This is a genomic window from Bradyrhizobium sp. TM233 (genome assembly GCF_036247965.1).
GTDB classification, from domain to species: Bacteria; Pseudomonadota; Alphaproteobacteria; order Rhizobiales; family Xanthobacteraceae; genus Bradyrhizobium; species Bradyrhizobium ottawaense.
Window position 1 is genome coordinate 251,707 of the sequence record NZ_BTIG01000003.1, and the last position, 12,839, is coordinate 264,545.

Annotated in this window: 10 protein-coding genes; 6 read left to right on the plus strand and 4 right to left on the minus strand. The window is 65.2% G+C overall.

Translation table 11 applies throughout. The features are described 5' to 3' along the window. Window positions 1-12: 12 nt before the first annotated feature. The 5 genes from AABA86_RS08285 (at window position 13) to AABA86_RS08305 (ending at window position 7,080) form a co-directional block, all read left to right on the plus strand. Window positions 13-1,662 carry an ABC transporter ATP-binding protein gene (locus tag AABA86_RS08285; RefSeq protein ID WP_212251814.1) on the plus strand — a complete coding sequence of 550 codons (1,650 nt, stop codon included), beginning with the start codon at window positions 13-15 and terminating at the stop codon, window positions 1,660-1,662. A 262-nt stretch (window positions 1,663-1,924) separates the two neighbouring features. Beyond that, a complete protein-coding gene (locus tag AABA86_RS08290) occupies window positions 1,925-3,430 on the plus strand; it encodes a M81 family metallopeptidase (protein WP_338306415.1) in 1,506 nt (501 codons plus the stop codon). A 13-nt stretch (window positions 3,431-3,443) separates the two neighbouring features. Further along, complete coding sequence (locus AABA86_RS08295) at window positions 3,444-4,607, plus strand: M20 aminoacylase family protein (RefSeq protein ID WP_338306416.1); 1,164 nt, start codon at window positions 3,444-3,446, stop codon at window positions 4,605-4,607. Between the two features lie 2 nt (window positions 4,608-4,609). Beyond that, window positions 4,610-6,031, plus strand: a complete 1,422-nt coding sequence (locus AABA86_RS08300; protein WP_338306417.1) for an amidase — start codon at window positions 4,610-4,612, stop codon at window positions 6,029-6,031. Window positions 6,032-6,189: 158 nt separating this feature from the next. Then, complete coding sequence (locus AABA86_RS08305) at window positions 6,190-7,080, plus strand: crotonase/enoyl-CoA hydratase family protein (protein WP_338306418.1); 891 nt, start codon at window positions 6,190-6,192, stop codon at window positions 7,078-7,080. A gap of 5 nt (window positions 7,081-7,085) precedes the next feature. Here the strand turns inward: AABA86_RS08305 and AABA86_RS08310 are convergent, their stop codons facing one another. The 4 genes from AABA86_RS08310 to AABA86_RS08325 form a co-directional block, all read right to left on the minus strand. Next, on the minus strand, window positions 7,086-9,005 hold the full coding sequence (locus AABA86_RS08310; RefSeq protein WP_338306419.1) for a methyl-accepting chemotaxis protein: 1,920 nt from the start codon (window positions 9,003-9,005) through the stop codon (window positions 7,086-7,088). 238 nt (window positions 9,006-9,243) lie between these two features. Next, complete coding sequence (locus AABA86_RS08315; protein WP_338306420.1) at window positions 9,244-10,221, minus strand: NADPH:quinone oxidoreductase family protein; 978 nt, start codon at window positions 10,219-10,221, stop codon at window positions 9,244-9,246. Next, on the minus strand, window positions 10,221-10,829 hold the full coding sequence (locus AABA86_RS08320) for a 2-hydroxychromene-2-carboxylate isomerase (RefSeq protein ID WP_212251594.1): 609 nt from the start codon (window positions 10,827-10,829) through the stop codon (window positions 10,221-10,223). Before AABA86_RS08320 ends, AABA86_RS08315 begins: the two co-directional genes overlap by 1 nt. A 157-nt stretch (window positions 10,830-10,986) precedes the next feature. Then, window positions 10,987-11,688 carry a glutathione S-transferase N-terminal domain-containing protein gene (locus AABA86_RS08325; RefSeq protein ID WP_212251596.1) on the minus strand — a complete coding sequence of 234 codons (702 nt, stop codon included), beginning with the start codon at window positions 11,686-11,688 and terminating at the stop codon, window positions 10,987-10,989. A 120-nt stretch (window positions 11,689-11,808) separates the two neighbouring features. Here AABA86_RS08325 and AABA86_RS08330 point away from each other — a divergent pair, with 120 nt between their 5' ends. After that, on the plus strand, window positions 11,809-12,831 hold the full coding sequence (locus AABA86_RS08330; protein WP_338306421.1) for a methionine synthase: 1,023 nt from the start codon (window positions 11,809-11,811) through the stop codon (window positions 12,829-12,831). Window positions 12,832-12,839: the final 8 nt, after the last annotated feature.

The following is a 12,839-nucleotide window of genomic DNA, read 5'->3' on the forward strand; positions in this document are numbered from 1 at the left end:
ACCGATCAAGTGATGACCAACACCGTCCTCGACATCAACAACCTCGTCGTGTCCGTCGGCAAGAAGCCGGGCGGACCAAAGATCATCGACGGCATCTCGATCCAGGTCCGCGAGCGCGAGACGCTGTGCCTCGTCGGCGAAAGCGGCTCGGGCAAGTCGGTGACCTCGCTCACCACGATGGGCCTGCTGCCGAAGGGCACGCTGGTTCCGACCGGCGGCAGCGTCAAGCTGGTCGGCGAGGAGATCCTGACCGCGACAGACCGCCGCCTGCGGCAACTGCGTGCAACGCAGATGGCGATGATCTTCCAGGAGCCGATGACCGCGCTCAATCCGGTGGTGCCGGTCGGCCGCCAGATCGACGAGGTGCTGCGCGCGCACACCAAGCTCGATGCCAGGGCGCGCAAGAAGCGCATTCTCGACATGATGGAGCAGGTCCACCTGCCCCAGGTCGAGCGCATCTTCGCCTCCTATCCGCACCGCCTTTCCGGCGGCCAGCGCCAGCGCATCATGATCGCGATGGCACTGGTGCTGGAGCCGAAGCTGCTGATCGCCGACGAGCCGACCACCGCGCTCGACGTCACCACGCAGAAGCAGATCTTGTCCCTGATCAGAGAGCTCCAGCGCGATCACGGCACCGCGGTGCTGTTCATCACCCATGACATGGGCGTGGTCGCCGAGATCGCCGACCGCGTCGCGGTGATGCGGCAGGGCCGCCTGGTCGAGACCGGCCCGCTCGAGACCGTGCTACGCAATCCGACCATGGAATATACCCGCAACCTGCTCTCGGCGGTACCGAGCCTGGTGCCGCGCGCGGCGCGGCCCGAGACCAAGGAGCCCGTGGTGCTCGAGGCCAACGAGCTCAGCAAGGTCTACAAGGAGCGCGCGTTCTTCGGCAAGGGACGCGAGGTCGTCGCCGCCGACAAGGTGACGCTGACGCTGCGCAAGGGCCGCACGCTCGGCATCGTCGGCGAGAGCGGCTCCGGCAAGTCGACGGTGGCGCGCTGCATCGTCCGCCTGATCGATCCGACCTCCGGCGGCGTGCGCCTTGCCGGCCGCGAGATCGCCGACATCTCGCGTCGCCTGCTGCAGCCGCACCGGCAGAAGATCCAGATCGTGTTCCAGGATCCTTACCGCTCGCTCAACCCGCGCGTCACCGTCGGCGAGAGCATTGCCGAAGGCCCGATCAATTACGGCGTGGCGCATCCCGATGCGATGAAGCGCGCCCGCGAATTGCTCGAGCTGGTCGGCCTGCCCGCCGATGCGGTGTCGCGCTATCCGCACCAGTTCTCGGGCGGACAGCGCCAGCGTATCGCCATCGCCCGCGCGCTCGCGCTCGATCCGGACGTGCTGGTCGCGGACGAGGCCGTCTCGGCGCTCGACGTCTCCGTGCAGGCACAGGTGCTGGAACTCTTCGACGAGATCCAGAAGCGGCTCGGCATCGCCATCCTGTTCATCACCCACGATTTGCGTGTCGCAGCACAGATCTGCGACGAGGTCGTGGTGATGCAGCACGGCCGCGTCGTCGAGCAGGGCCCGGCCGCCGAAGTGCTGACGCATCCGAAGGAGGCCTACACCAGGGCGCTGCTGGACGCGGCGCCGGGGCGCGACTGGGATTTTGCGAACTTCCGGCCGGTGTCGGAGGGCGTGGCGGCCACGGCATAGCGACACTCGCCGCTGCCATTCCGGGGCATCGCGAAGCGATGAGCTACGGTGCGCAATTGCGCACCTGAGAATCCATCGCGCCTCAGAGTCTGTCGTCGGATGGATTCCGGGCTCGCGCCCAAGCGGGCGCGCCCCGGAATGACGGCGGAGCAGCATTCCCAAAACAGCTTGAGGCCATGCGCGGCGCGATTGCTTCCTGCCTTGCCCTCGCCTCTGGGCCAAGGCTAACGTCGCGCACCTTTCCAACGCTGGACCAGAATTAATGACACGCATCGCCGTCGGCGGCTTCCTGCACGAGACCAACACCTTCGCCCCAACCAAGGCGACCTTCGCCGACTTCCAGCATGGCGGCGGCTGGCCGGCGATGACTGAAGGCGCCGACGTTCTCAAGGTGATGCGGCGCATCAATGTCGGCCTTGCCGGCTTCGCCGACAGCGCAGAGGCCAATGGCTGGGAACTCGTTCCGACGATCGCCTGCGGTGCGAGCCCCTCCGCGCATGTCACCAGGGACGCCTTCGAGCGTATCGTGAAGGTGATGGTCGACGGCATCGCAGCCGCCGGCCCGCTCGATGCGGTCTATCTCGACCTGCACGGCGCCATGGTGACCGAGCATCTCGACGACGGCGAAGGCGAGATCCTGGCGCGCGTGCGCCGCGTCATCGGCAAGGACGTTCCGCTGGTCACCAGCCTCGATTTGCACGCCAACGTCACGCCCGAGATGATGGAACATGCGGACGCGCTGATCGCCTACCGCACCTATCCGCATGTCGACATGGCTGAAACCGGCCGCGCCTCTGCAAGGCATCTCGCACTGCTGCTGAAGTCCCAGCAGCGCTTCGCAAAGGCGTTCCGGCAATTGCCGTTCCTGATCCCGATCAGCTGGCAATGCACCAACGACCAGCCGACCAAAGGCATCTACGAACAGCTCGCCGCGCTGGAGGGCGATGCGGTTCCGACGCTGTCTTTCGCGCCGGGCTTTCCCGCCGCCGATTTCCGCGATTGCGGCCCCAGCGTGTTCGCCTATGGCAGGACGCAAGCGGACGCTGATCGCGCGGCCGATGCGATCGTGAAGCTGATCGAAAGCCACGAGGACGATTTCGACGGCAAGATCTGGTCGCCCGACGACGGCGTGCGCCACGCCATGGAACTTTCGAAGAGCGCGAGCAAGCCGATCATCATTGCCGACACCCAGGACAATCCCGGCGCCGGCGGCGATTCCGACACCACAGGCATGCTGCGCGCGCTGGTGCGCAACAGAGCGAGCGCCGCGACTGGCGCGATCTACGATCCCGTCTCGGCCAAGGCCGCGCATGACGCCGGCGTCGGTGCCACCGTGACGCTGTCGCTCGGCGGCAAATCCGGCATCCCCGGCGACGAGCCCTATCGCGAGACCTTCGTGGTCGAGAAGCTCTCCGACGGCCGCTTCATCGCACCCGGCCCTTACTATGGCGGCCGCGAGATGGAGATGGGCCCCTCCGCAGCCTTGCGCATCGGCGACGTCCGCGTCGTCGTCTCCTCGCACAAGGCGCAGCTCGCCGACCAGGCGATGTACCGCTATGTCGGCATCGAGCCGACCGAACAGAAGATTCTGGTCAACAAGAGCTCGGTGCATTTCCGCGCCGATTTCGAGCCGATCGCGGAGAAGCTGATGATCTGCGCCGCGCCCGGCGCGATGCCGGCCGACACCGCCACCCTGCCCTGGACGCGCCTGCGGCCGGGTATCCGCATCAAGCCGAACGGCCCCGCTTTCACACCCTCCTCACGCTAACCGGACAGAACACATGCCCACCATCGACCGCATCGACGGCTATGCCGACGAACTCACCGCTATCAGGCGCGACCTCCACGCCCATCCCGAGATCGGCTTCGAGGAAGTGCGCACCTCCGGCATCGTCGCGGACAAGCTGAAGAGCTGGGGCATCGAGGTGCATCGCGGTCTCGGCGGCACCGGCGTGATCGGCGTCATCAAGGGCAAGGGTTCGGGCAGCAAGCGCATCGGGCTGCGTGCCGACATGGACGCGCTGCCGATGGAAGAGAATACCAATCTGAAGTGGAGCTCGAAAATCCCCGGCCGCTTCCACGGCTGCGGCCATGACGGCCACACCACGATGCTGCTCGGCACCGCGCGCTATCTCGCCGAGACCAGAAACTTCGACGGCACCGTCCATCTGATCTTCCAGCCGGCCGAGGAAGGCCTCGGCGGCGCCCGCGCGATGATCAAGGACGGTCTGTTCGAGAAGTTTCCGTGCGACGAGCTCTATGGCCTGCACAACGCGCCCGACCTCAACCACGGCGAGATCGCGATCCTGCCGGGCCCGGCGATGGCCAGCGCCGATTTCTTCGACCTGCGCATTACCGGCTACGGCGCGCATGGCGCGATGCCTGAGCGCTCCAAGGACGCGGTGATCATCGCAACCACGCTGGCGCAGGCGATCCAGACCATCGTCAGCCGCAACGTCGAGCCGCTGCAGGCCGCGGTGGTGTCGATCACCCAGATCCACGCGGGCTCCGCCTATAACGTCATTCCCGGCGACGCGCATCTTTGCGGCACCATCCGCACCTTCTCGAAGGAAGTTCGCACCCTGATCAGCGAACGCATCCGCACGATCTGCGCCGGCATCGCAAGCGCCTATAGTTGCGTGATCGACGTCGACATCCGCGACACCTTCGGCGTGCTGGTCAACCAGGTCGAGCAGTCCAAGGTGGTCGAGGACGTTGCGCGCACCATCGTCGACCCCTCCAACGTGATCACGCGCGCCCAGCCGAAGATGGGCAGCGAGGATTTCGCCGACATGCTGGAGACCATTCCCGGCGCCTATTTCTGGGTCGGCCATGACGGTTCGGTGCCCGTGCACAATCCCGGCTTCGTGCTCGACGACAAGATCCTGCCGATCGGCGCCAGCATGTTCGCCCGGATCATCGAAACGCGCATGCCGGTGGGCTAGCGATGCATAAAAAGAGCGTCGAAGAGGCGGTCACCTCGCTGCACGATCTGTCCGCGGTCGATCTGATCGCGGGCTATCGCGCCAAGCAATTCTCGCCGAGCGAGGTGCTGGAGGATTTGCTCACGCACGTCGCTGCGTGGGAGCCGCATCTGAAGGCGCTCTATGCGTTCGATCCCGACAGCGCGCGCGAGGCCGCAAAGGCCTCGACCGCGCGCTGGACCGGCGGCGAGCCATCCGGCGCGCTAGACGGCGTGCCGGTCACCGTGAAAGACAACATCGCGACCAAAGGCGTGCCGGTGCCGCTGGGCGCCGCCAGCGTCAAGCTCGTGCCGGCCGAGAAGGACGCCCCGCCCGCCGCGCGGCTGCGCGAGGCCGGCGCGGTCATCTTCGCCAAGACCACCATGCCCGATTACGGCATGCTGTCGTCCGGGCTCTCCAGTTTCCACGCACTCGCGCGTAATCCCTGGGACCTCTCCAAGAATCCCGGCGGGTCCAGCGCGGGCGCAGGCGCGGCGGCCGCGGCCGGCTACGGTCCGCTACATCTCGGCACCGATATCGGCGGCTCGGTCCGCCTACCCGCGGGCTGGTGCGGCCTCGTTGGGCTGAAGCCGAGTTTTGGCCGCGTGCCGATCGACCCGACCTATGTCGGCCGCGTCGCCGGCCCGATGACCCGCACGGTCGACGATTGCGCGCTGATGATGAGCGTGATCGCAAAGCCCGACCGGCGCGACGGCATGAGCCTGCCCGCCGAGCCGCTCAACTGGAAGGGGCTGGAAAAATCTCCGCGCAAGCTGCGCATCGGCTTGATGCTCGATGCCGGCGTCGGCCTGCCAGCAGAAAGGTCCGTCCGCGACGTTGCCGTGAAAGCCGCAAAGGCGTTCGAATCTGCTGGCGCCGTCGTCACCGAGGTCAACGGCATTTTGACCCGCGAGATGCTCGACGGCCTCGACAATTTCTGGCGCGCGCGGATGTGGGACGATCTGTCAAAACTGACGCCGGCCGAACAGGCGAAGGTGCTGCCCTATATCTTCAAATGGGGCGAGTCCGGCGCCAAGCTCTCGGGTGTCGATGTCATCCGCGGCTTCAACCAGACCATGGCGATCCGCGCAGCGGCGTCGAAGCTGTTCTGCGAGCTCGATTACGTGATCTCGCCAACCGCGCCGAACGTGAACTATCCGGCCGACTGGGCCTCGCCGACCAACGATCCCATGAGGCCGTTCGAGCATATCGCCTATACCGTGCCGTGGAATATGTCGGAGAACCCGGCGGTCTCAATCAACGGCGGCTTCGACGCCAAGGGCTTTCCCATCGGCGTGCAGATCGTCGGCCGCCGATTCGACGACATCGGCGTGCTCGGCATGGCCAAGGCTTTTGAGGGCCTGCGCGGCCAGCAGCGGCCCTGGCCGAAGCCGCCGGCTAACTAATCGCACCGTCGTCATTCCGGGTTGCGCCCTCTTGGCGCAAGCCCGGAATCCATTCATCGGCACTACTGATGCCGAGAGATGGATTCCGGGCTCGCGCTTCGCGCGCCCCGGAATGACGTGGTAGAGAGACCGATAAAGAAACAAGGAAGGAAACCACCATGGCGTATGAGACGATCAAATACGAGGTCGCCGAGCAGATTCTCACCATCACGCTGAACCGGCCCGACAAGCTCAACGCCTTCAACGCGCAGATGCAGGCAGAGCTGATCGACGCGTTCGACGCCGCCGACAAGGACGACAACGTCCGCGCCATCATCGTCACCGGCGCCGGCCGCGGCTTTTGCGCGGGCGCCGATCTTTCCTCCGGTGCAGATACCTTCGACCGCGACGCGCGGCGCGGACCCGTCAAACGCTCCGCCGACGGCAAGGTCGATTACAGCGATCCGCAGGTGCGCGACGGCGGCGGCCAGGTGACCTTGCGCATCTTCAAGTGCCTCAAGCCCGTCATTGCCGCCGTGAACGGTCCCGCGGTCGGCATCGGCGTCACCATGCAGCTCGCGATGGACATCCGCATCGCCTCCGACGCCGCGCGTTTCGGCTTCGTGTTCTCTCAGCGCGGCATCGTGCCGGAGGCGGCCTCGAGCTGGTTCCTGCCGCGCATCGTCGGCATCTCGCAGGCGCTGGAATGGTGCTATTCGGGCCGCGTGTTCCCGGCCCAGGAAGCGCTCGCGGGTCGTCTCGTCAGCAAGGTCGTTGCCCCCGATGATCTCCTGCCGACCGCCCGCGCGCTCGCCAAGGAATTCGCGGCGAAGACCGCACCGGTGTCGGTCGCGCTGATCCGCCAGATGATGTGGCGCATGATGGGCGCCGACGATCCGATGGAGGCCCACAAGGTCGACAGCCGCGGCATCTACGCCCGCGGCCGTTCAGACGACGTCAAGGAAGGCGTGGTGTCGTTCCTGGAAAAGCGCCCCGCTCAGTTCAAGAACAAGGTGTCCAGCGATATGCCGGACTATTTCCCATGGTGGACGGAACGGGATTACAAATAGCGAAGCTACGCCGCCTTGACGGCGCGGATGAAGGTCTCGACGAACTGACGCATGTTTTCCGACTGACGCGTCAGTTCCTCGGAGGCGTCGAAGACTTCGCCTGCCGCGGCACTGGACTCGCTCGAACCGACTTTGACACCCTGGATGCTCTGTGAGATTTCGCCGGTCCCTCGCGCGGCCTCCTGAACATTGCGGGCGATTTCCCGCGTGGCGGCATCCTGCTGAACCACCGCAGCGGCGATCGACGAGGTGATTTCGTTGATCTCCTCGATCGTCGCCGTGATGCCGTGGATCGCGCTCACGGCCTGTCCGGAGGTCGTCTGAATGGCGGCTATCTGATCGCGAATATCATCGGTCGCCTTCGACGTCTGCTCCGCAAGGCTCTTCACCTCGCCCGCCACGACGGCAAATCCCCTGCCCGCCTGTCCCGCACGCGCCGCCTCGATCGCCGCGTTCAACGCCAGGAGATTCGTCTGTCTCGCGATCTCGTTGATCAGCTTGAGCACATCGCCGACCGTTTCCGTCGCCGACGAGAGACCCTGCACGGTCGCGTTGGTACGCCGGCCTTCGGCGACGGCCTTCTCCGCAACCTGCGCCGACTGTGTCGCGCGGCGTCCGATCTCGGCGACTGAACTGGACAATTCCTCGGTCGCCGCAGCGACGGTCTGCATGTTCGCCGACGCAACCTCGGTCACGCCTGCCACACTCGCCGCCTCGTCGCTGGTCTGACCGGCGGACCGGCTCATCCTGGCCGCGGTCGCCTCCAGCTGGGACGATGCGGATATGACGGTCTCGATCACCTCGGCGACGTCGATGTCAAAGCGATCGGAGAGCTCGTCGATGCGCGTCGCGCGAGCGGCCCGTTGCGCAGCCGCCTCGCGTTCTCTCGCGTTCAACTCGACACTCCGGACCAGGCTGTCCTTGAAGAACTGGACCGCGCACGCCATCGCTCCGATCTCGTCCGTACGGTCGGTCCCGTCGACCTGCTGGTCGAGCTTGCCGTCGGCAAGATGCGCCATGGTGCCGGCGAGCTGACCGATCGGCATGGTGATGCCGCGCGCCATCATCGCCGCGGTCACCATGCTGGTCAGCAGGGCGAGCAGAGACAGCGCGGTGACGAGACCGAGGCTCAGAGTGGCTTCGGACTTCTTCTTCGCCATCAGGCCGGTAAGCTCCGTCACGAGCCCGTCCTCGATCTTCTTCAGCAGATCGATTCGAACCGTCGCAGCCTCGAACCAGGACTTGCTGTCGAGCGAACCAAACTCGCCCGCGAGCCCGCCCCGCTCAACCACCTTGCGCATGCCCTCGAACTTGTCGATCGCGGGCCCCGACAATTCCGAGCTGAACAGATCCTTCGCCCGGGACGAAGCGACCGCGCGGAAGGAGGCAAGAAAGCTGTCCTGCGCGGCCGCGAGGCCGATCGCCCTGACATAGGCCTGTGGCTCGAAACGTCCGGCAGCGATCGCGCCGGCGACGGTCGCACGTTCCAGTCCGGCACGTTCCTTGGCTTCCACCAGGTTGGCATGCGCGGCAATCGCCCGCGAGATCTCGTCGTCCGTTGCAAGCTTGGAAATTCCTGATGTCACCGTGATCAAGCGGCCCACGATGTCCGTCAGGGCACCCGCCGCGGCGGCCGGAGCAATCGTCTGCCGATCGATCTGTTCGCGCAGCGAATCCAGACGCCCAAGGCTCTCAGCTGCCGCCTGGCTTGCAGAGCTGAGCCGGCCGCTTCCTTCTCGCGCAAGATCCGCCAGTGCACCAAGTGCTGTTGCTCGTCCCGCGTCGGTGCGGCCACGCTGCTGCTGGAGCTCGGCCCCCAATTGTGCGCCCTTGCTGCTCAGAAAGGTCAGGGACAGTCCGCGTTCGCGCTGGAGCTCGTGGACCAGGCTGCTCAACTTGCCGACCCCATCCACGACTGGCTGCATGTCCCCCATTTCCGAACGCACGGTCCATTTGGCGGAAATATCGTACAGGGCGAGCGCAGCGAGCGTCGCAAGAGGCAGCAGTGCCGCCAGAGCGATGCGATGAATTATTCTTATATTCCTGAACATCATTCGAGTTCGCGATTTTCGTACTCGTGATAGGATCAGACTGGTAAAGAAAACTCCTTATACGAGTGAGAAAAAGATAGGCGGTAACTGCTCACCAGTGCGGCACCGTCGATCAGTCCATCATCAGCGCCACACGCCCGATCGCCTTGCGGTCGATCAAGAGCCGCATTGCCTTCGCATAATCTTGCAGCGGCAGACGGTGTGAGACGTTGGGGCGCAGCTTGCCCTCCTCTGCCCATTGCAGCAGCGCCTTCAGGCGCACCTGCCCGAGCGCAGGGTTCTTTCGTACCGCTTCGCCGGCGCGCACGCCGAGCACGCTGGCGCCCTTGATCAGCAGGAGGTTGGTCCTGGCCGAGCCGATGCCGCCGGTGAAGCCGATCACCAGCAGTCGCGCGCCCCAAGCGATGCAGCGCATCGAATCTTCAAAAACCTGGCCGCCGACGGGATCGAACACAACATCCGCGCCGCGACCATCGGTGACGCGCTTGACGGCGTCGCGAAATGGCTCGCGGTCATAGCGGATGAGATGATCGGCGCCGCGCGCCTTGGCGATGGCAAGCTTCTCGTCGCTGGATGCGGTTGCGATCACGGTCGCGCCCAGCATCTTGCCGATCTCGACGGCGGCCAATCCCGTGCCGCCGCCGGCGCCATGCACCAGCAGCACCTCCCCCGGCTCAATCCGGCCGCGATCGATCAGTGCGTGATAGGCCGTGCCATGACCGGCAAGATAAGTCGCAGCCTCGGCGTAGTCGAACGTCGACGGCATCGGGGTGAGCTGCGACGGCGTCACGATGGCTTCGTCGGTGAATGCGCCGTGCCGCATCTTCACGATGACCTTGTCGCCAACGGCAACGCCCCCCGCCTCCGCGCCCACTTCGGTCACATCGCCGGCCGCTTCCATGCCGGGCGTGAACGGCAGCTCCGGCTTGAGCTGATATTGGCCGGCGGCCATCAACACATCAGGGAAATTCAGGCCGGCGGCCCGGATTGCGACCCGTACCTCGCCCGGCTTCAGGGCGTGCGGCGGAAACTCTTCCAGCCGCAATGTTTCGGGCGTGCCGAGCGCGCGGCAGACGACGGCGCGCACCATCAGGCCGCGCTCGCCTTGCTGCGCTTGAGCGCCTCGCGGATCAGCGGCAGGCGGTCGTTGCCGAAATACATGTCGGTCTTGTTCACGAAGATCGTCGGCGAGCCGAAGCCGCCGCGGGCAACGACCTCCTCCGTATTCGCCTTGAGCTGATCCTTGATCCCCTGCTCCGAAATGCCTGCGAAGAATTTTGCCTCGTCGACGCCGACCTTCTTGCAGATCTCCGCCAGCACCGCGTCCTGCGAGATGTCCTTGTCGTCCCCCCAATAGGCCTCGAACAATGCGGTCGCGAACGGCACCATGTCCGCGGCCAACCAGACGCAGCCGCGCATCGCCTTGACGCTGTTCACCGGGAACACGGTCGGCGGCATCTTGATCGCGAGGCCTGCGGAGCGCGCCCAGTCCTGAAGGTCCTTCTTCATATAGCGCGCCTTGAGCGGCACCGGCGTCTCGCGCTGGGCGTAGACGCTCGGATTGACCGTATTGAAGATGCCGCCGACCAGGATCGGCCGCCAGACGATCTCGGCGCCCAGCTCCCTGGCGAGCGGCTGGATGTTGTGGAAGGCGAGATAGGTCCAGGGGCTGGAGCAGTCGAAGAAGAATTCGATCATAGCGTTTCCTTTGCTCTCGTCATTCCGGGGCGCGCCCTCTTGGGCGGGAGCCCGGAATCCATTTCGCTCCTGGCTCTGCGGCCCGATGGATTCTCGGGTGCGCAATTGCGCACCATAGCTCGCGACTTGGTCGCACCCCGGAATGACGGCGTGGCCGTCACTTCCTTCCCAGCACTTCCTTAGCCCTTTGGCCAAACATGATCTTGCGTGATTCCTCGTCGAAGGGCTCTTTGACGAATTTTCCGATCGCAAGCCCCGCCTGCACCTGCGGCCTTGCGCGGACCTCGGCATACCAGCGTTTGACGTTCGGGAAGTCATCGAGCGTAAAGCCCTGCGCCTTGTGGGTCATGGTCCAGGGGAAGCAGGCGATGTCGGCGATGGAATAACCGCCGGCGACATAGGCGCCGGTCTTCTCCAGCTGCCGGTCGAGCACGCCGTAGAGCCGGGCGGCCTCGTCGCGGTAGCGCTCGATCGCATAGGGGATCTTCTCCGCCGCATAGAGCGCAAAATGCCCGTGCTGGCCGAGCATCGGCCCAAGGCCGGCCATCTGCCACATCACCCACTGGATGGTGGCGGAGCGGCCGCGCAAGTCAGCGGGCAAGAAACGACCGGTCTTTTCCGCGAGATAAATCAGAATTGCGCCGGTCTCGAACACCGAGAACGGCCCGCCGCCGTCGGCGGGGGCGTGATCGACGATCGCAGGGATGCGGTTGTTCGGGGAGATCGCCAGAAACTCGGGGCTGAACTGCTCGCCGGCGCGGATGTTGACGGGCTTCACGGTATAGGGAAGCCCGAGCTCCTCCAGCATGATCGAGATCTTCCAGCCGTTCGGCGTCGGCGCGTAATAGAGGTCGATCATGACCTATCCCTTGGTATTTCCCATCGCCGCCGCTGGAATAGAGAGCGACTTTTGTTGTTCTGTACCTTGACGTTAGGACATGGCAGGAAGGGGCGCAACACAACCTGCCGGAGGGCCGCCATGCTGTTTCCAACCACGATCGCCGGCTCCCTGCCGAAGCCGGAATGGCTTGCCGAACCCAACATGCTCTGGGCGCCCTGGAAGTCGCAGGGCGACGAGTTGCTCCGCGCCAAGCGCGACGCGACACTGATCTGGCTGAAGATCCAGGAGGACGCCGGAATCGACATCCTCACCGAGGGCGAGCAGGCCCGCCAGCATTTCGTGCACGGTTTTCTGGAGAAGATCGAAGGCATCGACTTCGCGCACAAGGTCGAGATGGGCATCCGCAAGGACCGCTACAAGGCGATGGTGCCGCAGGTGGTGGCGCCGCTCCGCCTCAAGGATCGCGTGCACGCCTTCGAGGCGCGCGTGGCGCGCACGCACACGAAGAGGAAGCTGAAGTTCACTCTGCCCGGCCCGATGACCATCATCGACACCATTGCCGATCGCTACTATGGCGATCGCGTCAAGATGGCGTTTGCCTTCGCCGAGCTGCTCAACGAGGAAGCCAAGGCCTTGCAGGCCGATGGCGTCGATCTCGTGCAGTTCGACGAACCCGCCTTCAACGTCTACATGGACGAGGTCAACGATTGGGGCATCAAGGCGCTGGAGCGCGCTGCGCAAGGCCTGACCTGCGCCACCGCCGTGCACATCTGCTACGGCTACGGCATCAAGGCCAACACCGATTGGAAGGAAACGCTCGGCGCGCAATGGCGGCAGTATGAGCAGATCTTTCCGGCGATCGACGCCAGCCCGATCCAGCAGGTCGCGATCGAATGCCGCAATTCGAAAGTGCCGCTCGACCTGCTGGCGCTGCTCAAGAACAAGATCGTGCAGGCCGGCGTGATCGACGTTGCGAGCGACACGGTGGAGACTGCGGAGGATGTCGTGAAGGTGATCGACGCGGTGTCGAAATTCGTGCCCAAGAGCAACATCATCGCCACCACCAATTGCGGCATGGCACCGATGCGGCGCGAGATCGCCGAAGCCAAGCTGATGGCGCTCGGCGCAGGCGCCGCGCTGGCGCGGGAGAAGCTGGGGTGATGGCTGGG

Excerpts from the sequence above, each read along its gene's own strand:
- AABA86_RS08330 (WP_338306421.1), top strand. The coding sequence starts at position 11,809 with ATGCTGTTTCCAACCACGATCGCCGGCTCCCTGCCGAAGCCGGAATGG.
- AABA86_RS08295 (WP_338306416.1), top strand. The coding sequence starts at position 3,444 with ATGCCCACCATCGACCGCATCGACGGCTATGCCGACGAACTCACCGCT.
- AABA86_RS08320 (WP_212251594.1), bottom strand. The coding sequence starts at position 10,829 with ATGATCGAATTCTTCTTCGACTGCTCCAGCCCCTGGACCTATCTCGCC.
- AABA86_RS08300 (WP_338306417.1), top strand. The coding sequence starts at position 4,610 with ATGCATAAAAAGAGCGTCGAAGAGGCGGTCACCTCGCTGCACGATCTG.
- AABA86_RS08325 (WP_212251596.1), bottom strand. The coding sequence starts at position 11,688 with ATGATCGACCTCTATTACGCGCCGACGCCGAACGGCTGGAAGATCTCG.
- AABA86_RS08305 (WP_338306418.1), top strand. The coding sequence starts at position 6,190 with ATGGCGTATGAGACGATCAAATACGAGGTCGCCGAGCAGATTCTCACC.
- AABA86_RS08315 (WP_338306420.1), bottom strand. The coding sequence starts at position 10,221 with ATGGTGCGCGCCGTCGTCTGCCGCGCGCTCGGCACGCCCGAAACATTG.
- AABA86_RS08310 (WP_338306419.1), bottom strand. The coding sequence starts at position 9,005 with ATGCAGCCAGTCGTGGATGGGGTCGGCAAGTTGAGCAGCCTGGTCCAC.
- AABA86_RS08285 (WP_212251814.1), top strand. The coding sequence starts at position 13 with ATGACCAACACCGTCCTCGACATCAACAACCTCGTCGTGTCCGTCGGC.
- AABA86_RS08290 (WP_338306415.1), top strand. The coding sequence starts at position 1,925 with ATGACACGCATCGCCGTCGGCGGCTTCCTGCACGAGACCAACACCTTC.